The following is a 19,588-nucleotide window of genomic DNA, read 5'->3' on the forward strand; positions in this document are numbered from 1 at the left end:
GCTGGTGATCGAGAAACTTCACCTCCAGGCCCAGCGCCGCCATCAGGGGCTGATAAAACGCCAGGGCGTTTTCGAACTGGTTCACGCCGATAAATACATGGGACAGCATGGGGGCTTCTCCTGAAATGACCGCGGCAAGGGGGCTAATGCCGATCAGCTAAGCGCTAGAGCGAGCAAAACATAACCTGTGGCGAGGGAGCTTGCTCCCGTGGTGCCGGCCGGGGCTCCGGGTGTAGCCGTCGCCTTTTTGGGGCCACTGCGCGGCCCAGCGGGAGCAAGCTCCCTCGCCACCCTGACAGTGCTTGCCCTTGACTGACTGGCATTAGGCAAGGAGGCCATGCTGACACCCTTGCCGCGTCGTTGAAACCCGGGGTTTACCAGTCGTAGGTCATTTCCAGGGAGGCCACGCGTTCCTGGCCGTAGTAGCAGCCAAACGAGTAGTTGCAGTCCGAGATGTACTCGCGGTCGAACAGGTTCTGCACGTTAAGGCTGGTCTGCAAGCCGCGCAGGCTCGGCGTCAGCTTGCCCATGTCGTAGCTGATGGTGCTGTCGTAGACCACAAAGGACGGGGTGGTGAAGCTGTTGGCCGAGTCGGCGGGTTTCTTCCCGGTGTAGCGCGCGCCCAGGCCCACGGTCAGGCCGTTGAGCAACGCCCGGGTGAAGTGGTAGTTGCCCCACAAGGTGGCCGAGACCGGGGCCTGGGCCTCGCTGCGGTTGCCCTTGTCGGAGGGGTAATTGGTCTTGGTGTAGAACGCGTCGATGTAGGTCGCGGCGGCCAGGATGTCGATGTTGTCGATGCTGGACTTGAGCTCCAACTCCACCCCGCGCGAGCGCACCTCGCCGTCCTGGATCTCGTACTCGGGGTAGTCCAGGTCGCCGGTCTTGACGTTTTTCTGGGTGATCTGGAACACCGAGGCGGTCATCAGGGTCTTGTCGTTCGGCTGGTATTTCACCCCGACTTCATACTGCTCGCCCTCGGTCGGCTTGAAGGGCTGGCCGCCGCGGTCCGGGGCGCTGGTGCCGATGGTCGGCAGGAACGACTGCGAGTAGCTGACGTAGGGCGCCAGGCCAAAGTCGGTGAGGTAGGTCAGGCCGACGCGACCGGTGAACTTCTGGTCCTTCTGCTCGACGATGGAGTGGGCCAGCAGGTCCTTGTTTTCCACTTCGGCCCAGTCCTTGCGCCCACCCACGGTGAGGATCCACTGATCGAGCTTGATCTGGTCCTGGGCGTAGAGGCCGGTCTGGCGGATGGTGTTGTCCCATTTGGTGGTCAGGCTCGGGGTCACGCTGTCGGTGTTGTAGTTGTTGTTCTGCCCGTAGAGGTTGATTGGCAGCACGCCGTAGGCGTTGTAGCCGGTGTACTTGCGGTTGAAGTTGCGGTAGTCCAGGCCCACCAGCGTGGTGTGTTCCAGGGGGCCGGTATTGAAGTGGTACTCCAGGTTGTTATCGAGGGTGTAGGCGCTGTTGTGCTGTTGCCAGTCGAGCTTGGTGCGGGTGGTCTGGGTGTAGTCGGTGACGCCGCCGTTATCCACGAAACGGCTGAGGTAGAAACCCCGGTAAGCGTCGCGAGTGTCGATATAGCGTGCGGTCTGGCGGTATTTCAGGTCGTCGCTGAACCCGTGGCTGAAGTCATAGCCGAGCACGTACTGGTCGCGCTTGTAGTTGTTGTAATGGGAGTCGCCGAGAAACAGGTCGCGGTCGATCTTCTTGCCATTGGGCCCGCGCGTCAGCGAGCCGATGGCCGGCAGCGCCTGGTAGTCGGCCAGGCCGTCATCGCGCTGGGCCTGGGCATACAGCGTCAGGCTGGTGGCGTCGTTGGGGTTCCAGGTCAGGCTCGGCGCCAGCAGGCTGCGCTGGCTGTTGGTGTGGTCCAGTTGGTCGTTGCCTTTCTTGCTTAGCCCGACCAGGCGGTAGGAAAACTGTTGCTGTTCATCCAGCGGGCCGCTGAAGTCGAACGCGCCATTGACCCGGTGGTAGCTGCCGACGCCAAGCTTGACCTGGTTGCGCTGCTCGCTGGTGGGGCGCTTGGACACCATGTTGATCAGGCCGCCGGGCTGGTTCTGCCCATAGAGCACCGATGACGGGCCCTTGAGCACTTCGATCCGCTCCAGGGTATAGGGGTCGATCTGCAGCGCGCCGCCGGTACTGCCGCCGCCATAGGGCAGGTGCAGGCCGTCCAGGTACAGCGGGGTCGGCGTGAAGCCGCGCGAGGTCGGCTCATCGAAAATCTTCACCCGATCAGCGAAGCCACCGCCGGTCATGCCCGGGGTGTAGCGCAAGGCTTCAGTCACCGTTTGCGCGCCACGGGCCTTGATCTCGGTAGCGGTGACCACGTTGATCGTCTGCGGGATTTCCACCAGCGCCGAGTCGGTCTTGCTGCCGGTGGCACTGCGCTTGGCGACGATGCCCTGCACCGGGCCCCAGGCGCTTTCCTCGACCTGAGCGGCGCTGACCTGGGTCGCGCCCAGTTGCAGCGGACCGTCCGCCGGGGCCGGTTGCAACATCCAGCCGCCACCCGCTTGCAGGGCTTGCAGGCCGCTGCCCAACAGCAGGCGTTGCAGGCCCTGGGCCACGTCATAGCGCCCTTGCAGGCCGGCGCTGCGCTTGCCCTGGGTCATTTGCGCATCCACCGACAACAGGATCCCGGCCGCGCTGGCAAATTGATTGAGGGCCTGGTCGAGGCTGCCGGCGGCGATGTTGTACTGGCGCGACTCGCTCTGGCTGGCCTCGGCGGCCTGGGCCACACAGGGCACCAGCGGCGCGACCGCCAGCAGGCCGGCGAACAGGCCACGGCGCACGGCGGCGCTCAGGGTTTGGGTGGACGGTGACGGTTGGTAAGGCATTCCGGAACTCCCCATGAGAATGCGTCTCGATCGGCTTTCAACAGCTATCCCGGACCAGACGACAAAATCGACAAGGGGCCTGCAGTTATTTTTTTGCGGGGGTCACACCCGGGCCTTGAGCGTGACCCAGTAACGGGTCACGGCCTGGGCCCGCACCGGCAGCGAGCGCTCCAGGGCGGCAAGGATCGCGTCGCTGTCATTGAGCGGGAACACCCCGGTCAGCAACAGGTGCGCCACCTCTTCGTCACAGCGCAATACGCCCGGACGATAACGCGACAGTTCGGCGATGAACTGCCCCAAGGGCTGGCGCTCGGCAATCAGCCGGCCCTGGCTCCAGCTGCTGGCATTCAGGTCCAACGCTTGATTGGCCGCGACCTGCCGGGCGCTGAACCACAGGCTGTTGCCGGCCTCCAGGTGCACCGGCCGGGCGTTGCGCGGGCTGATGCGCAGCGCGCCTTCGAACAGCCCGACCCGGGTCCCGTTGTCGACATCGCGCACGGTAAAGCGCGTGCCCAGGGCCTGGATGTCGCCGGCATCGGTCTCGACAATCAATGGCCGCGAGGGGTCATGGCCGCTGCTCAGCTGGATCTCGCCACTGATCAGGCGGATGCGTCGCTCCTGCGCGCTGTAGCGCAAGTCGACGGCGCTGTTGCTGTTGAGGTCCAGGCGCGTGCCGTCGCTCAGGGTCAGGTGGCGAATCTCGCCGGTGGCGGTGCGCTGCTCGGCGAAGGCGCTGCGCCAGGGCTGGCTGCCCTGCACCAGGTAGCCACTGCCCCCGGCCACCAACAGCAGGCCCAGCAGCTTGAGCGCCGAACGTCGTTGCGCGTCCGGCACATCGCGCAGCACCGCACGGGCGCTTTCGGCGGGCACGGCGCCCAGGGTCTGCTGCAACTGCTGCAGGCGCTGCCAGGCACGCTGGTGCTCGGGATCGGCAGTTTGCCAGCGGGCGAAAGCCTGGCGCTGAGCCGAGTCCATCTCGCCGCCCCAATGCAGCATCAACCATTCGCTGGCCTGCTCGACGATGGACGGGGCAATCGGCGCGTCGTGGCGTTTCATTCTTCGTAGATGACCTGATAGCAGGCCTGGATGGCGCGGATCATGTACTTCTGCACCGAACTGACCGAGACCTCCAGGCGCTCGGCGATGCAGGCGTAGCTCAGGCCTTCGAACTGCGAGAGGACAAAGGCCTGGCGGACTTTTTCCGGCATGCGATCGAGCATGGCGTCGATCTGCATCAGGGTTTCGAGAATCAGCGCGCGGGTCTCCAGCGACGGCGACTCCGGCTCGGGCAGGTGGGCGATGCTTTCCAGGTAGGCGCGCTCGATGCGCAAGCGGCGCCACTGGTCGATCACCAGGTTGCGGGCAATCTGCGCCAGGTAACTGCGGCTTTCCAGTGGCCCGGGAAACCGCCCCGAGACCAGCAGCCGCAGAAAGGTGTCCTGCGCCACGTCCGCCGCGTGCTCACGATCCCCCAGGCGCTTGCGCAGCCAGCCTTGCAGCCAGCCGTGATGATCGCGGTAAAGGCGATGAACCTGCTCTTTGCCGTCAGTCGTTGCTTCCATGAAAGGAACCGCACACGTGATTGAGAGCAATTATCATTACACTTTTTTATATCTCCAGGCAAAGACCGTCTTCAGCGGGCGGCGTGCGCGTCCGCCAGCGGATACACCGACTCCCAGCCGCCGCCCAGGGCCTTGTACAGGCCAACCATGGCCAGCGACACGCCGGCCGAGCTTTCGACCCACTGTTCCTGCGTGGTCAACAACGCGCCTTGCACGGTCAGCACGTTGACGAAATCCACCACCCCTTCCACGTATTGCTGCTGCGCAGTGCGCAGGGCGATCTGGTTCTGGTGCACGGCCTCGGCCAGGCTGTCGCGGCGCAGCTGGCTGGCGTTGTAGCGGGTCAGCTGATCATCGATTTCATGCCAGGCACGGAGCACGGTCTGCTGGTAGGCCAGGGCCGCTTCCTGCTGTTGCGCCTCGCGCAGATGGAGCATGCCGCGCAGGCGCCCGCCGTCGAACAGCGGCAGGCTGAACTGCGGACCGATGCTGAACTGGCGTGAACCCCAGGAGCCGAAATCCGCAAGCTGCATGGCTTGCGAGCCGAGGTTGCCCGACAGCGTGATGCGCGGGTAAAAATCGCCCTCGGCCACGCCAATGCTGGCGGTGGCGGCATGCAGCCGGGCCTGGGCCTGGCGAATGTCCGGGCGCCGTTGCGCCAGTTGCGATGGCAGGCCGATCGCCACCTGAGGCGGGGTTTGCGGCACCGGGGCGTCGGCCGCCAGTTCGGCGTGCAGGGCCTGGGGCGGTTCACCGAGCAGCAGGCTCAGGGCGTTGATCAGTTGCGCCTGCTGTTGCTCCAGGGCCGGCAACCGGGCTTCGATGGTTGCCACCTGGGCCGCGGCTTCGGCAACGTCCAGGTCGGTGGCCACGCCATCGGCCAGGCGCAGTCGCGAGAGTTGCAGGCTGTGCCGCGCCACCTCCAGGTTCTGCTCGGTCACCGCCCGGGTGCTCTGCACCCCGCGCAGCTGGATGTAGTCCTGGGCAGTCTCGGACAGCACCGACAGCAACACCCCGCGCCGGTCGTTTTCCGCGACCTCCAGGGTGGCGTCGGCGGCTTCGGTTTCGCGCCGGACGCGGCCCCACAGGTCCAGTTCCCAGGACGCCGAGAAGCCGGCGTCCCACAGGTTGAATGCGGACTTGCCGTTGTGTCCCGACGGATCGTTCAAGCCTTCGGCGCTGTTGCGCTTGCGCCCGTAGCTGCCGGTTGCGGCGGTGGTTGGATAGTGATCGGCGCCGATCACCTGGCGCGCCGCGCGGCTCTGGGCCAGGCGGCTGGTGGCCAGTTGCAGGTCGAGGTTGTCGCTCAGCACTCGGTGGCTCAGGGCCGAGAGCTGCGGGTCGTGGAACACCTCCCACCAGCGCTCGTCCATGTCACGGCTGACCGCCTGGCTGGCGGCGGCCTTGTCCGGCACGGACCAGGCACTGACCTGCTGCGCCTGGGGCGCCTGGAAGTCCGGGCCGACGCTGCAGGCGGCCAACGAAAGCAGGCTCAGCGCCCACACCGAGCGAACGCCGGCCTTGAGGCGATGGCCCTGGCCTGAATCGCGGCTTGGGGAATGGCCCATCATCGCTGCGTCACCTCTCGCACCTGGGTGCCATTGCCCAGGGTATCGATGCTGGCTTCCACCGACATCCCCACCCGCAGGCGCTCGGCCAGGGCCTGGCCCGGGTCGAGGACGATCTTGACCGGGATGCGCTGCACCACCTTGGTGAAGTTGCCGGTGGCGTTATCCGGCTTGACCGAGGCAAAGGTCACGCCGGTCGCCGGGGCAATGCTCTCGACCCGGCCATACAGGGCTTCGCCGCCGAGGCTGTCGACGTGCACCTGCACGGCTTGCCCGGGCTTGACGTCAGTCAGTTGGGTTTCCTGGAAGTTGCCCAGCACATAGGCCCGTTCCAGGGGCACCACGGCGAGGATCTTGCTGCCCGGGGTGACGTAGGCCCCGACCCGCACCGCGCGCTCGCCGACCATGCCGTCCACTGGGGCGACGATGCGCGTGTACGACAGCTCGTAGCTGGCCATTTCCAGCGCCGCCTGGGCTCGTTTCAAACCGCCTTCGGCCGCATCGCACTGGGCGGTGAGGATTTCCACCTGCTTGCGCTCGGCCGCCAGCACCGCCGCGGCATTGGCCTGCCGGGCGCTGGCCTGATCGATGCGGGTCCTGGCTTGCTGGGCATTCTGCACCGTGCCGGCACCGACACCGGCCAGGTGGTTGTAGCGCGCCAGCTCGTGCTCGGCGAAGGCCATTTCCGCCCGCGCCGCCACCAGCGTGGCCTGGGCCTGGGCGATCACCGAGCTCTGGCGCTCCAGGGTCGCACGGGCGTTTTGCAGTTGCGCCTTGGCCATCAGGGTGTCGGCATCGGCGGCCTGGGCCGCGGCCCGCAGGTCACGGTCGTCGATCAGCGCCAGCAACTGCCCGGCCTTGACCTGCTGGTTGTCCTCCACCAGCACCTCTTTGATAAACCCCGCGACCCTGGGCGCCACCAGGGTGTAGTCGGCGGCGATGTAGGCGTCGTTGGTGGTCTGCTCGGTCGCCTTGCCGGTGACCAGGTAGATCAGTGCGCCGAGCACCGCGACCGCGGTCACGCTGACGGCAACTTTGTGTTTGATATGAATCGTCATAAAAACCTTCTGTCTCGTTGAGCGTTCAAGTGGGCGCGCGCGGCGGGTAGACCCGCGTCGGCAGCCAGAAAATCAGCAGGATCAGCGCCGCGGCCAGCCCTGCCATGCAGTAATAAAGATCGATCGAGGTCAGCACCACGGCCTGCTGGTGCAGGCGCTGGGCCAGGCCGGCGACGCCGCTGTCGGCCAGGGGTGAATTGCCCAGGCTGTCCACCAGCATGGTCGAGTGAAAATGCAGGCGGTGGGTGGTCAGGACGTCCAGCACGCCGGTGGCGATCACCGCCGACAAGCCCTTCACGGTGTTGAACCAGGCCGAGGCAAAAGGCCCTTCGATGGGCTGGATACTGCCGGTGGCAAGCATCAGCAACGGCAGCACCGCCATCGGTTGGCCGAAAATCTGCAGCAGTTGCAGCAGGTAGAAGTTGTCGCGGTTCCACACCGAGGTCAGTTGCGTGCCGCCCAGGCACGACAGCACCAGCATCCCCAGGCCAATCCCCAGCACCCAGCGGCAGTCGACCCGGCGCAGGTTGCACAGGGCCGCCACCAACGGCAGGGCGAGCAACTGCGGCAAGGCCATGACCAGCATCACCGGCGCGGTTTGCAGCGGGCGATACCCCTGGACCTGGGCCAGGTAACTGGAGGGGATGATGATCACCGCCGTCAGCACCACCAGCACCCCGGCCAGGGTCAGCAGGGCAAACGACAGGTTGCGGATGCCCAGCATCTGCAACTTGAAGAACGGGATCGGCTGCGACCATTCGTTGATCAGGAACAGCACCAGCAACAGCAGGCCGCCACCCAGCAACAGGCTGATCAGCGGCGAGGCGAACCAGTCCAGGCGGTTGCCTTGGAGGATGCCGATCACCAGCATGCAGATCGCCGGGAACCCCAGCAGCAGGCCACGCCAGTTGAACTGCTTGCAGCGCTCCAGGCGCAGCGGGTCCTGGGGCAGCCCGTAGGCCACCGCCGCCATGGCCACCAGGCACGGCAGCACCACTTGCCAGAACGCCCACTGCCAGCCGACATATTCGGTCCACAGTGCCGCCAGCGGCGTGCCCAGGCTCGGGCCGAAGGTGGCGGTCAGGGCATAGCCGGCCAGGCCGTAGAGCTTGACGTTGGGCGGCAGGAACCGCAGGGCAACGGTCATCAGCATCGGCGGCAGCGCGCCGCCGGCCAGGCCCTGCACGGTGCGCAGCAGCAACAGGCTGGGGTAGTTGGGGGCGAATGGGCAGAGCACGCCCAGCACGGTGAACAGCGCGATGGCGCCAAGGGTGAAGCGCCGCAGGGAAAACGTCACCGAACACCAGGGCGCGAAGGCCATGGCCGCCACCGAAGTCGCGGTGTAACTGGCCACCAGCCAGGTGCCTTCGTCGTAGCCGATGTACAGCGCGCCACGGATATCGGCCAGGGCGATCTTGGTCACCATCTCGTTGAGGCCCGAGACCAGCACCGCCAGCAACACACCCACCAGGCCGATAATGATCCGCGGGCCGAACACGGGCGGGGCAACGACTGCCGGCTTGCTGGTGGCCGGCACGCCCGCAGGCGCGGCAACAGCGAGGGAACTCATGAAAGGCACAACTCCGGACAGGAAATACCGGAGCAGTTTAGGCAGCACGACTACTGACGAAAACTGACTTATCGACAGTTTATAAGTGCACCAGACGCAACTATCAGGACCTTAGGAGCGCCCGGTCAGCTCGGTTGCGCCGCCAGCCAGGTGTCGCTGCAGGACGCCTTCAGGGTTTCGCGGAACCATTTGTGGGCCGGGTCCTTGTCATAGCGCGGGTGCCAGGCCTGGGTCAGGACCAGGGTCGGCAACGGGATCGGCAGCGCAAACGAACGCAGGCGCAGCCCCAGGCGCTTCACGCTGAGCAGGGTTTCCTTGGGCACCGGCAGGATCAGGTCCGAATCGGGCAGGACAAACATCGCCGCATGAAAGCTCGGCGCAATCAGCGGCACCCGGCGTTCCAGGCCCAGGGCGCTGAGGGCCGTGTCGATCGGCCCCCGGGCAAAGCCGCGGCGGGACATGCTGATATGGGGAAAGGCGGCAAAACGCTCGGCGGTGATCTCTTCGTCGAACAAGGGATGCCCCTCGCGCACCAGCCCGACAAAGGTGGTGGAGAACAGGTTCTGCACCTTGACCTCCGGGGTCAGCGGCCGCGTATTGCTGATGCGCAGATCGATCCGCCCCTCGCGCAGGGCTTCGTCGTCGCCATCGCCTTCCGGCACAAAGCGCAGCTCGCACAGGGGCGCCTGGCGCTCCAGGGTGTCGATCAACCGACCGCCATACACCCCGACAAAAAAGTCATTGGCGCGCACATTGAAGCGCCGCTGCAGGGTACTGAGGTCCACCTGGTCCCCGGAACGAAACACCAGCGAGGCCTGCTCCACCAGGTCCCGCACCTGGGCGCGCAACTCCTGGGCCTTGGGCGTGGGCACCAGGCCGCGGCCGGCGCGGACCAGGATCGGGTCGCCCAGGGCCTCGCGGATCCGGGTCAGGGTCCGGCTCATCGCTGCCGGGCTGAGGTTCATGCGGCGTGCGGCACCGACCACGCTGCCTTCGTCGAGCAAGGCATCGAGGGCCACCAGCAGGTTCATATCCGGAAGTTGCATGCTGAGCACTCATGGCTGATGTGAAATGATTGCCGCGCAATCCTAGCAGCCTTGCCCGCAGCGGCAATGCGCAAGATCAAGGTCGACACGGTTGCGAGCGGCACGGCGCGCCGCAAACGCTAAACTTGAGCGTATCCACGGACTGTTTTCACCTCGGCGCTTGAGCATCACCGCCGCTTCAAAGGAGAATCCCGCGCCGCCTGCTCCTTGCGGCGCCGATGCTTTGACAAGCCTTGCAGCACTATCTAGTGTGCATTGGATCCAATTTATAGAAGTAGAGACACCCAACTGTGACCAAAAAACCCGGCATCCTGAGCAAGATCGAGGTCAGCGGGCCCATACCCGCCCATCTGGCGCGCTCAGTGATAGAAGAAACCCTGCGCGCGGCGATCCTCGATGGACGCCTGCCCAGCGGTGCAGCGTTGCGCCAGCAGGATCTGGCGGACCTGTTCGGGGTCAGCCGCATGCCGGTGCGCGAAGCCTTGCGCCAGCTTGAAGCGCAATCGCTGCTCAAGGTGGTGCCGCACAAGGGCGCGGTGGTGGCCACGCTGATCGACTATGACGCCATCGACACCTACGCCCTGCGCCTGCTGCTGGAAAAAGAAGCCCTGCGCCTGTCGATCCCGCTGCTGGAGCCCCAGGACATTGCCCTGGCCCGCCGCTACATCGAGGCCCTGGAGTCCCAGACCGATCACGCCGAACTGGGCCGGCTCAACCGGTTGTTCCACATGACGCTCTATCACAAGGCGCCCAACCGCAAGTTGCTGAACCTGATCGAGCTCGAACTCAATGAAGAGGAGCGCTTCCTGCGCTTTCACCTATCCTCCATGGGCCTTGGCACCCTCACCCAGGATGACCACCGGGCATTGGTCGATGCCGCGAGCGATAAAGACATCGAGCGCGCCCTGGGCATCCTCGAACGGCACCTGGAGAGCGGCGCCACCACGATCAGGAACTACCTGCAACAACGGGAGGCATGAGCCCACCCCACCACCGCGCACCCGGCACGCCCTTCAGGATCGACAGGGCGAACCCCGGCACTTCTCAGGTGCACTCACGGAAAACCGTCACTCAGGCTTAAGGAAGAGCTGTGAATATCAACAATAAGAAATGGACGATGGTGATCAACTCCGGGCAACCCAGCGGCATCCGCCTGATCTGCTTTCCCCAGGCCGGCGCCGCACCGGAACAGCTGCGCAACTGGTCCACCGGGCTCGACGACCATATTGAACTGGTGGTGGTGCGCCTGGCCGGGCACGGCGTGCGCCGCGACGAAGCACCCTGCGCCAGCTGGCCGGCGCTGCTCGAGGAGGTGCTGGCGGCGCTGCAACCGCTGCTCAGCGAGCCTCACGCATTGTTCGGCCATGGCCTCGGCGGGCTGCTGGCCTACGAAACGGCCAAGTACGCCCAGATCCATTTCCCGGGCCAGACCCAGCATCTGTTCGTCTCCGGCTGCCGCAGCCCCGACAGCCCGGCAGGCCGGCCGTTGCTGCATTCGCTGCCGACCCCGGCGTTTCGCGAAGCGATGCTGACCCTGGGCGCCACCCCTATCGAAATACCCCGCGGCGCAGCCGACCAGCAGCTGTATGAGGCCCTGCTGCGCAACGACCTGAAACTCTTCGAAACCTGGTTCGACACCTCCAGCGGCAGCCTCGAAGTGCCCCTCACGGCCCTGTACGGCAGCGAAGACCTGCTGACCCCGGTCAGCCGCATGGTGAACTGGCGCGAATTCACCCGTCGCGAATTCGAGCTGATCGAAGTCGCCGGCAATCACTTCTTCATCAAGTCGCAACGCCAGCGCCTGCTGCAAGTGATCAACACCCACCTCGGGTTGCTGAGCCCGCAATCGGCACAACCCCTGCGGCACTCGGCGCTGATGCACTAGTTTGCAGGCAGAAAAAAGCCCGCTCTGCATCACTGCAAAAGCGGGCCTTGGTGTGGCACCTAGGTGCCGCGATCAGATCTTGAAGCTGTCCACCAACTGTTTCAAACGGCTGGCCTGCTGCGACAGGGCATCGCAATCCTTCAGGGTTTCGTTGAGGTTGGCCACGCCCTGCTGGTTCAGGAGGTTGATCTGGTTGATGTCGACGTTGAGGGTTTCAACCACGGCGGTCTGCTCTTCGGTCGCAGCGGCCACCGACTGGTTCATACCGTCGATTTCACCGATACGCTGAGTCACGCTGACCAGACGGGCACCCGCCTGGTTCGCCACTTCAACGCTTTCTTCGCTGGAAACCTGGCTGGCGTTCATGGTCGAGACCGCCTCGCGCGAACCCACCTGCAGCGAGGTGATCATCTTGTGGATCTCCTCGGCCGATTCCTGGGTCCGGTGCGCCAGGTTGCGCACTTCATCGGCCACCACCGCAAAACCGCGACCGGCTTCACCGGCACGGGCCGCTTCGATGGCAGCGTTGAGCGCCAACAGGTTGGTCTGCTGGGAGATGCCCTTGATCACATCCAGAATGTGCCCGATGTTGTCGGTGCTGGCGTTCAGGGTCTCGATCTGGGTGCAGGACAGGCTGATCTTCTGCGACAGCTCGGTCATGGCCAGGATGGTTTTCTCCACCACCTGACGCCCGTCGTCAGCCTGCTCGCTGGCACCGCTGGCGTGTTGCGAAGCATCGGCCGCGTTGCGCGCAATTTCCTGGGTCGCCGCGCCCAACTCGTTGATCGCCGCCGCCACGCTGTTGGTGCGGGCACTCTGCTCGTCGGAGCCGATGATCGAGGCGTTGGACGACGCCATCACGCGCTGGGACAAGTCATGCACCTGGCGGGTGGCCGAGGACACTTCGGAAATCGACGCGTGAATCCGCTCCACGAACTGGTTGAACGCACCGGCCAGTTCGCCGAACTCATCCTTGGTCACCGACACCAGGCGCCGGGTCAGGTCACCCTCGCCCTGGGCGATATCCTGCATGGCGCGGCCCATGGTGGTCAGCGGACGCATCAGGACCTGGATCAACAGGCTCAGGAAAATGGCAATCGCGCCCACCGCGACAAACATCGCGATCAAGGCCGAGGTACGGAACTGGCTCAGGGGTGCGTAGGCTTTGTCTTTGTCGAGGGACAGACCGATGTACCAATCGGCATTAGGCAGCCCGGTCACCGGGGTGAACGACAGGATCCGGTCCTGCTTGTTCAGCACCACTTCCTGGCTGCCTTTTTCGATGCGCACGTTGGAGCCCGGGTAGATGTCCTTGAGGTTCTTCATCACCTGGTCTTTGTCCGGGCTGACGATCACCTGGCCGTCGGCGCTGACCAGGAACGCATGGCCCAGGCCACCGAAGTCCACCGAGTTGATGATCTTGACCAGGGTTTCCAGGCTCAGGTCGCCACCGACCACACCCAGCAACTCGCCCTGCTTCTTGACCGGCATGGCGATGGTCACCACCAGGCCGCCCACTGCCGCCATGTAAGGCGGGGTCAACATGGTTTTATCCGCCGCGACCGCCTGTTTGTACCAGGGGCGCTGACGCGGGTCGTAGCCATCGGGCATCTTCGCGTCGGGACGCTGGGTGAAGACGCCGTTGGCCTGGCCAACGTAGGTGAACTGGAAATTGGAGGTAAAGGCAGGCTGGTCGACCAGCCCCGGGAAGTCTGCGTTGCTGCCTTGGTGAGCGACGTTCTGCGCCAGGTTCTCCAGGACCAGAATCCGCCCGCTCATCCAGTTCTGCACACTGCTGGAGGTCAACTCGCCCGCTTGCTCGATCGAAGACTCGAGGTTTTGCCGGATGGTGTTTCGCTGCAGATAGTCGTTGTACAAAGTGAACAACGCAAAAGCCAGAACCACTACGCCAGAGGCGGCCAAAAGGATTTTATGGCTGAACTTTAGATTCATGTCATGGGACTTCTTATGCCGAAAAGGGGGATGCGTCCGGAATGCAACATTCCATTTAACAGTGCAGGCAATGTTCTGCGATCGCTCTACTTTGGTGCACGCATTTCTCACCAGTCTGTCGGCATCAATCCGAGAACCCTTAGCGATTTATCGAAAATGCACGTTAGTTCCAGCAGAAACCCGCCGAACGGCGCTTTAGAGCCTTTGCTCGGTATTTTTCGATGACGGTTGGTCAAGCCGATATTGCCAAATCGGCAGACCATGAAAGACAATGCGACCGATTATCATTTGTGACATGCAGGCCGTACCTCAATGTCATCATCGCCGCTCGCCGTACAGACGCTTTACCGCCATCACCACGGCTGGCTCAACAGCTGGTTGCGCAGCCGACTGGGCAACGCCGCCGATGCCGCGGACCTGGCCCAGGACACCTTCGTGCGCCTGTTGCAGCGCAGCGAACGCCTGGAGCTCAAGGCCCCCCGGGCCTTTTTGCGCACCATCGCCCGCGGCCTGGTGATCGATCACTGGCGTCGCGAAGAAATCGAACGCGCCTACCTCGAAACCATTGCCCACCTGCCTGAAGCCCAGACCCCGAGCGCTGAATCCCGGGCGCTGGTGCTCGAGCTGCTGGAAAGCATCGCGCGCCTGCTTGAGGGGCTCAAGCCCAAAGTGCGCAAGGCATTTCTGCTGGCCCAGTGTGAAGGCCTGACGCACAAACAGATCGCGCAGCAGATGGATATTTCTGTGCGCACGGTCGAACGCTATGTTGCCGATGCGCTCTATCACTGCTACCTGCTGCGCTACGAGCCTTGAGCACCATGGACACTGCCTCGATCACCCCGCGCCTGAACAAACACCCCGATCAACTGGTGGTCAGGCAGGCCATCAATTGGCTGCTGCGGCTGCGCAACAATGCCGGCAACACCAAGCTGCAACAGCAGTGCGAGGTGTGGCGCGCGGCGCATCACGAACACGAGCAGGCCTGGCAGCGCGTGCAGTCGCTGCAGCAGGAGCTCAGCGCCAACCTGCAGGCCGTTCCCGGCGCCCAGGTGGCGCTGCAGACCCTGGAAAACAGCAGCCAGCGCCTGGGTCGACGCCAGGCATTGAAGCTGCTCAGTGGCGCCATGCTGATGGGCACGGCGGCCTGGCTCGGCAAGGACCTGGTGGGCTGGCAGCAGTGGACGGCCGACTTCGCCACGGCCACCGGCGAGCGGCGCAGCGTCCAGCTGCCCGACGGCACGCGCCTGGAGCTCAACACCGACAGTGCGGCCGACCTCGACTTCAGCCCGCAGCGGCGCCTGATCAGCCTTGCCCGGGGCGAGATCATGGTCACCTGCGGTGCCGATTCGCAGGCGGCCAATCCGCGCCCGCTGATGGTGCAAAGCCGTCATGGGCAGTTCGAAGGGATCGATGCGCGCTTCGTCGTCCGCCTGGAGGGCAACTGCACCCGGTTGAGCGTCACCGCCGGCCACGTCGCCATCCATACGCCGACCACCGCCGGCGGCCTGCCGGCCATGGTCCAGGCCGGGCAGAGCTACCTCATCAGCCATTCCCAGGCACAACCGGCACCGGCGCTGGATATGGATGTGGGGGCCTGGGCCGAAGGGCTGATCGTGACCCGCAATATGCGCCTGGGGGATTTCCTGCAGGAGGTCGCGCGTTATCGCCATGGCTACCTGGGCTGTTCGAGCGAGATCGCCGACTTGCGCCTGTCCGGGGTCTTCCGCCTGCAAGACACCGACACGTTGCTGGCGATCCTGCCGCAGACCCTGCCGGTGCGCCTGCGCTATCGCACCCGCTGGTGGGTGAACCTGGAGCGAGCGGTCTGATCGATCAGACTGTGCATTTTTTTTGGCGGGTTTTATCCGCAAGTCCGGCTTAGTCAGTAAGCACTTCCATCTGCCTTCACCGACTTCAACGGAAACCACCATGACTGACCGCGCCACCCCTGACCGCCACCTCGGACACTTGCGCACTGCAACGCCCCCCAAGGCACTGCACCAAGCCATCCGCGCCGCACTCTTGTGCTCGGCCCTGGGCCTGGGCGCGCTACCGGTCGCGGGCCACGCGGCTGATGCTGCGCTCAGCAGCCAAAGCTACACCATCGCCCCAGGCGCCTTGAGCGACGTACTCAATCAGTTCGCCCGTCAGGCCGGCATCACCTTGTCCACCACCCCGGCGCAAACCCAGGGCCGGCAGTCGCCAGGGTTGCAGGGCCAGTACTCGGCGGACCAGGGATTGCGGCAGTTGCTCAATGGCTCGGGGCTGGAGGCCTTCAGCCAGGATGGCAGCAGCTACATCCTGCGCGAGCCGCCTCAAACCGGCGCCTTGTCGTTGCCCACCACCGACATCAAGGGCTTCGCCCTGGGCAATGCCCTGGGCAGCATGGAAGGCTACAACGCCACCCACAGCCAGGTCGCGACCAAGACCAGCACCGCCCTGCTTGAGACCTCGCAGAGTGTCTCGGTGGTGACCCGCGAGCAGATGGACGACCAGGGCTCACAAACCGTGGCCCAGGCCATGCGCTACACCCCCGGTGTACTGACCAACCCCTACGGCGCCACGCACCGCTTCGACTACGTGGCCATGCGCGGCTTCAACGACGGTTCGGTGGATAACATCTACCTCGATGGCCTCAAGTCCATGGGCGACAGCGGGACCTACAGCACCATGCAGGTCGATCCGTACTTCCTCGAGCGCGTGGATATTCTCAAGGGCCCGTCCTCGGTGCTCTATGGCCGCAGCTCGCCGGGTGGCCTGGTGGCGCTGACCAGCAAGCGCCCGCTGTACGAGCCCTACCATCAGGTACAAGCCACGGTTGGCACCCAGGGCCAGCGTGGCATGGGTTTCGACTTCAGCGGCCCGGTGGATGACGACAAGCGCATTGCCTATCGCCTGACAGGCCTTGCGGACAAATCCGACACCCAGTTCGACCACGTCAAAGAAAAACGCTACGCCCTGGCCCCGACCCTGAGCATCGACTTCAGCGAAGACACCTCCCTGACCCTGCAAGCCTATCTGCAGCATGACCCTGATGGCGGTTATCACGGTGGGGTTCCGGCGAATGGCGCCCTGCACCCGCACAACGGGCAGCGGATCTCCGAACACTTCTTCGACGGCGAGCCGGGGCTGGATCGCTACAGCCGTGATCAGCAGTCGTTCGGTTATCAGTTCGAACACCGTTTCAACGATGTCCTGACCGCGCGGCAGAACTTCCGTTACCTGGATTCGACGGTCAAATCCGATCAGATCTATTCCCTGGGCACCTGGGGCGGCCCCAGCGGTAACGAGCTGAATCGCTACTATTCCGGCGCCGATGAAAAACTGCATTCGTTCATCGTCGATAACATGCTCCAGGCCGAATTCCTCACCGGCGCGGCCAAGCACACCGTGCTGCTGGGCGTGGACTACCAACGACGCAAAACCGTGGTCGACTGGCGCACCGGCAGCGCTTCGAGCCTCAATGCGTTCAACCCGCAGTACGGCAACACCCGCGTGCAATACGACCCGCCCACCAGCTACCTGCGCCGCCTGCAGCAAACCGGGTTGTACATGCAGGACCTGATCGAGCTCGATCAATGGCGCTTCTCCCTTGGGGTGCGCCAGGACTGGGTCAAGACCTCCAGCGAAGACCGCATCAACGAAGGGCCGAAGTCCACCGACACGCCGAGCAAACTAACCAGTCGTGCGGGTGTGCTGTACCTGTTTGAAAACGGCATCGCGCCCTACATCAGCTACTCCGAGTCCTTCAATCCGAACTCGGTGACCGACCAGGCCGGCAAACCTCTGGCGCCGACCGAGGGCACCCAGTGGGAAGCGGGTATCAAGTACCAGCCGCCAGGCACCGAGAACCTGTTCACGGCATCGGTGTTTCGCATCGAGCAGGAAAACCTCGCGTCGAAACAGCCTCAGGAGGACTTCTTCCGCCCGGTTGGCCAGGTCCGCTCCCAGGGTCTGGAACTGGAAGCCCATGTGCAGCTGAGCGACAACCTGAAAGTGCTCGGCAGCTACACCCTGACCGATATCGAGTATTCCAAGACGATGCCGAGCGCCCTGCGAGGCAGCACCCTGGACAACAAAGGCAACTCGCCCACACAGGCCCCGCGCCAGATGGCCTCGCTGTGGGCCGACTACAACTTCCGCCAGGGTGCCCTCGATGGCCTGCGCCTGGGCGGCGGTGTGCGTTATGTGGGGAACAGCTGGGCTGATGCGGAAAACACCATGAAGGTGCCGGCCTACACCTTGTTCGATGCATCGGTCGGTTACGACCTGGGCAAGGTCGGGCTCAAGGGCCTGGACGTGCGCCTGAATGCCAACAACCTGACCAACGAGAGCTACATCGCCTCCTGTGCCAGCCTGGGTTACTGCTACATGGGTGAAGAACGCAACGTCGCGGCGACCCTGAGCTACCAGTTCTAATCATTGTCGGTTCCCCCAGAGCCAGCGCCTGAAACCAGGCGCTGGCTTTGTCGTCTCTACGGGAAAATTCCATGCGCGCACTTCTGGTTCTACTGCATCGCTACATTGGCCTGGCCACTGCCCTGTTCCTGCTGCTGGCCGGGCTCACGGGGAGCATTCTGGCGTTTCATCATGAACTTGATGAATGGCTCAACCCGACCTTCTACACCGCCCCGAGCCAAGGCCAGGCGCTGCCACCGGGTGCCTTGGTCGACCGGTTGCAGGCACAGCATCCTCGGTTGCAGGTCTGGTACATGGAGTACCCGAGTGAAAGCGGGCATACCGCATTGCTCGCCGCCGGGCCCCGGACCGATCCGGCCACCGGCAAACCCTTTGCCGAAAGCAATCAGGTGTTTTACCTCGACCCGGTGAGCGGCGAGCAGCAAGGCCAGCGGGAATGGGGGGCGTGTTGTCTGCAACGGGAAAACCTCATCCCGTTCCTCCTGGAGTTTCACTACACCCTCGCCCTGCCCGGCAATTGGGGGTTATGGCTGATGGGGCTGGTGGCCTGCGCCTGGGTCATCGATTGCCTGGTGGCCCTGCTGCTGACCTTGCCGCGCGGACGGCCGTTCTGGCGCAAGTGGTCGACGGCCTGGAAGATCAAGGGCGGGCATGCCTACCGGCTCAACTATGACCTGCATCGTGCGGGGGGCCTGTGGCTGTGGCTGCTGCTGGTGCCGATCGCCATCAGCAGCGTGGCCATGAACCTGCCCAGCCAGGTGTTCAAGCCTGCGGTGTCACTGTTTTCCACGGTTGAACCCAGCGTCTATGAAGCCCGTGGACGGCTGCCGGCGACGGAGTTGGGGGTAACCCAAATCAGCTATCAACAAGCCTATGAGCGAGCCCTGGAAGAAGGCCGGCGCCTGGGTTTGAAAGCCGCGATCGGTGAGCTGTATTACAGCTTCGAGTACAACTTCTACGGGGCCGGTTTCGGTCAGCACGATACCGAGGCCCATGGTAAATCCTGGCTGTTCTTCCATGGCACGGACGGGCGCTTGCTGGGCCAGGAAATAGCCGGCCAAGGCACCCTGGGCGAGCGCTTTTATCGGCTGCAACTGCCGATTCACGGCGGGCGCATCATCGGGTTGACCGGGCAGATCCTGATTGCCGTATTGGGCGTATTGATTGCCGGGCTGTCGGTGACGGGTGTCTACATCTGGTGGCGCAAGCTGCTTGCGCGCAGAAGCGCCAGGGCTCGCAGGGGTTGAGGTAGCGGCGTATCCAATAGGGATGAGCCTATGTCGAAGCCGGCTACAAGCGGCTTCGACAGACGCTATTAGTGATCCTGAGGTGAGGCCTTGCTCGTCATGGATCACCTGCTCAATCGCACGTCAGGCTTTATATGACGCAAAAACAAAACCCCTGTCTGCGTGAGCAGACAGGGGTTTCGGAATTCAATCTTGACGATGACCTACTCTCACATGGGGAAACCCCACACTACCATCGGCGATGCATCGTTTCACTGCTGAGTTCGGGATGGGATCAGGTGGTTCCAATGCTCTATGGTCGTCAAGAAATTCTGTGTACCAGTCCGTTGCGCTAGCAACGTGCCGGTGAAAATCATGGACTTCTACATAAACAAAACCCCTGATTGCGTGAGCAATCAGGGGTTTTGGAATTTAATCTTGACGATGACCTACTCTCA

General features: G+C 64.0%; 14 protein-coding genes, 1 rRNA gene and 2 pseudogenes (1 of these 17 running past the window's edge). 6 read left to right on the forward strand and 11 right to left on the reverse strand.

All coding sequences use genetic code 11. The annotated features are described in order from the left end of the window. The 8 genes and pseudogenes from CF161_RS31650 to CF161_RS31685 all read right to left on the reverse strand — a co-directional run. Positions 1-109: pseudogene (locus CF161_RS31650) on the reverse strand (VOC family protein) (it extends 302 nt beyond the left edge of the window). A 265-nt stretch (positions 110-374) separates the two neighbouring features. Continuing rightward, on the reverse strand, positions 375-2,843 hold the full coding sequence (locus CF161_RS31655) for a TonB-dependent siderophore receptor (RefSeq protein ID WP_020300724.1): 2,469 nt from the start codon (positions 2,841-2,843) through the stop codon (positions 375-377). Positions 2,844-2,945: 102 nt separating this feature from the next. After that, positions 2,946-3,899, reverse strand: a complete 954-nt coding sequence (locus tag CF161_RS31660) for a FecR domain-containing protein (RefSeq protein ID WP_020300725.1) — start codon at positions 3,897-3,899, stop codon at positions 2,946-2,948. Beyond that, positions 3,896-4,405, reverse strand: a complete 510-nt coding sequence (locus CF161_RS31665) for a sigma-70 family RNA polymerase sigma factor (protein ID WP_020300726.1) — start codon at positions 4,403-4,405, stop codon at positions 3,896-3,898. Before CF161_RS31665 ends, CF161_RS31660 begins: the two co-directional genes overlap by 4 nt. 71 nt (positions 4,406-4,476) lie before the next feature. Then, complete coding sequence (locus CF161_RS31670) at positions 4,477-5,976, reverse strand: efflux transporter outer membrane subunit (RefSeq protein ID WP_020300727.1); 1,500 nt, start codon at positions 5,974-5,976, stop codon at positions 4,477-4,479. Further along, complete coding sequence (locus CF161_RS31675; protein WP_020300728.1) at positions 5,973-7,031, reverse strand: HlyD family secretion protein; 1,059 nt, start codon at positions 7,029-7,031, stop codon at positions 5,973-5,975. The genes CF161_RS31670 and CF161_RS31675 overlap by 4 nt, the downstream gene beginning before the upstream one ends. Positions 7,032-7,056: 25 nt before the next feature. Next, positions 7,057-8,601: an MFS transporter gene (locus CF161_RS31680; RefSeq protein WP_020300729.1), complete on the reverse strand. Its 1,545-nt coding sequence runs from the start codon at positions 8,599-8,601 to the stop codon at positions 7,057-7,059. Positions 8,602-8,726: 125 nt separating this feature from the next. After that, on the reverse strand, positions 8,727-9,647 hold the full coding sequence (locus tag CF161_RS31685; protein ID WP_020300730.1) for a LysR family transcriptional regulator: 921 nt from the start codon (positions 9,645-9,647) through the stop codon (positions 8,727-8,729). 290 nt (positions 9,648-9,937) lie between these two features. On the opposite strand from CF161_RS31685, the gene CF161_RS31690 reads away from it, so the two are divergent. Beyond that, entirely contained in the window at positions 9,938-10,627 is a 690-nt protein-coding gene (locus CF161_RS31690; RefSeq protein WP_020300731.1) for a GntR family transcriptional regulator, read from the forward strand. Between the two features lie 137 nt (positions 10,628-10,764). Further along, the gene (locus CF161_RS31695; RefSeq protein WP_084471773.1) at positions 10,765-11,532 is read left to right on the forward strand and encodes an alpha/beta fold hydrolase; all 768 of its coding nucleotides are present in this window, start codon (positions 10,765-10,767) and stop codon (positions 11,530-11,532) included. A gap of 72 nt (positions 11,533-11,604) precedes the next feature. On the opposite strand, the gene CF161_RS33845 is transcribed toward CF161_RS31695, so the two are convergent. Further along, positions 11,605-12,390 (reverse strand): methyl-accepting chemotaxis protein, encoded by a 786-nt coding sequence (locus CF161_RS33845; RefSeq protein WP_371106565.1) that lies wholly within the window; start codon positions 12,388-12,390, stop codon positions 11,605-11,607. A gap of 69 nt (positions 12,391-12,459) precedes the next feature. Continuing rightward, positions 12,460-13,485 (reverse strand): annotated as a pseudogene (locus tag CF161_RS33850) (cache domain-containing protein); the annotation flags it as partial. 312 nt (positions 13,486-13,797) lie between these two features. On the opposite strand from CF161_RS33850, the gene CF161_RS31705 reads away from it, so the two are divergent. The 4 genes from CF161_RS31705 (at position 13,798) to CF161_RS31720 (ending at position 19,151) form a co-directional block, all read left to right on the forward strand. Further along, the gene (locus CF161_RS31705; RefSeq protein WP_020300734.1) at positions 13,798-14,298 is read left to right on the forward strand and encodes a sigma-70 family RNA polymerase sigma factor; all 501 of its coding nucleotides are present in this window, start codon (positions 13,798-13,800) and stop codon (positions 14,296-14,298) included. Between the two features lie 5 nt (positions 14,299-14,303). Continuing rightward, on the forward strand, positions 14,304-15,314 hold the full coding sequence (locus tag CF161_RS31710; protein WP_020300735.1) for a FecR domain-containing protein: 1,011 nt from the start codon (positions 14,304-14,306) through the stop codon (positions 15,312-15,314). 100 nt (positions 15,315-15,414) lie between these two features. After that, positions 15,415-17,904 (forward strand): TonB-dependent siderophore receptor, encoded by a 2,490-nt coding sequence (locus tag CF161_RS31715; protein WP_020300736.1) that lies wholly within the window; start codon positions 15,415-15,417, stop codon positions 17,902-17,904. A gap of 71 nt (positions 17,905-17,975) precedes the next feature. Beyond that, a complete protein-coding gene (locus CF161_RS31720) occupies positions 17,976-19,151 on the forward strand; it encodes a PepSY domain-containing protein (RefSeq protein ID WP_020300737.1) in 1,176 nt (391 codons plus the stop codon). Positions 19,152-19,341: 190 nt separating this feature from the next. Here CF161_RS31720 and rrf read toward each other — a convergent pair. Then, positions 19,342-19,457, reverse strand: a 5S ribosomal RNA gene (rrf, locus tag CF161_RS31725). Positions 19,458-19,588 lie beyond the last annotated feature (131 nt).

The organism is Pseudomonas sp. CF161, from assembly GCF_000416215.1.
Taxonomy (GTDB): Bacteria; Pseudomonadota; Gammaproteobacteria; order Pseudomonadales; family Pseudomonadaceae; genus Aquipseudomonas.

Excerpts from the sequence above, each read along its gene's own strand:
- CF161_RS31655 (WP_020300724.1), bottom strand. The coding sequence starts at position 2,843 with ATGCCTTACCAACCGTCACCGTCCACCCAAACCCTGAGCGCCGCCGTG.
- CF161_RS31660 (WP_020300725.1), bottom strand. The coding sequence starts at position 3,899 with ATGAAACGCCACGACGCGCCGATTGCCCCGTCCATCGTCGAGCAGGCC.
- CF161_RS31665 (WP_020300726.1), bottom strand. The coding sequence starts at position 4,405 with ATGGAAGCAACGACTGACGGCAAAGAGCAGGTTCATCGCCTTTACCGC.
- CF161_RS31670 (WP_020300727.1), bottom strand. The coding sequence starts at position 5,976 with ATGATGGGCCATTCCCCAAGCCGCGATTCAGGCCAGGGCCATCGCCTC.
- CF161_RS31675 (WP_020300728.1), bottom strand. The coding sequence starts at position 7,031 with ATGACGATTCATATCAAACACAAAGTTGCCGTCAGCGTGACCGCGGTC.
- CF161_RS31680 (WP_020300729.1), bottom strand. The coding sequence starts at position 8,601 with ATGAGTTCCCTCGCTGTTGCCGCGCCTGCGGGCGTGCCGGCCACCAGC.
- CF161_RS31685 (WP_020300730.1), bottom strand. The coding sequence starts at position 9,647 with ATGCAACTTCCGGATATGAACCTGCTGGTGGCCCTCGATGCCTTGCTC.
- CF161_RS31695 (WP_084471773.1), top strand. The coding sequence starts at position 10,765 with ATGGTGATCAACTCCGGGCAACCCAGCGGCATCCGCCTGATCTGCTTT.
- CF161_RS33845 (WP_371106565.1), bottom strand. The coding sequence starts at position 12,390 with ATGGCGTCGTCCAACGCCTCGATCATCGGCTCCGACGAGCAGAGTGCC.
- CF161_RS31705 (WP_020300734.1), top strand. The coding sequence starts at position 13,798 with ATGTCATCATCGCCGCTCGCCGTACAGACGCTTTACCGCCATCACCAC.
- CF161_RS31710 (WP_020300735.1), top strand. The coding sequence starts at position 14,304 with ATGGACACTGCCTCGATCACCCCGCGCCTGAACAAACACCCCGATCAA.
- CF161_RS31715 (WP_020300736.1), top strand. The coding sequence starts at position 15,415 with ATGACTGACCGCGCCACCCCTGACCGCCACCTCGGACACTTGCGCACT.
- CF161_RS31720 (WP_020300737.1), top strand. The coding sequence starts at position 17,976 with ATGCGCGCACTTCTGGTTCTACTGCATCGCTACATTGGCCTGGCCACT.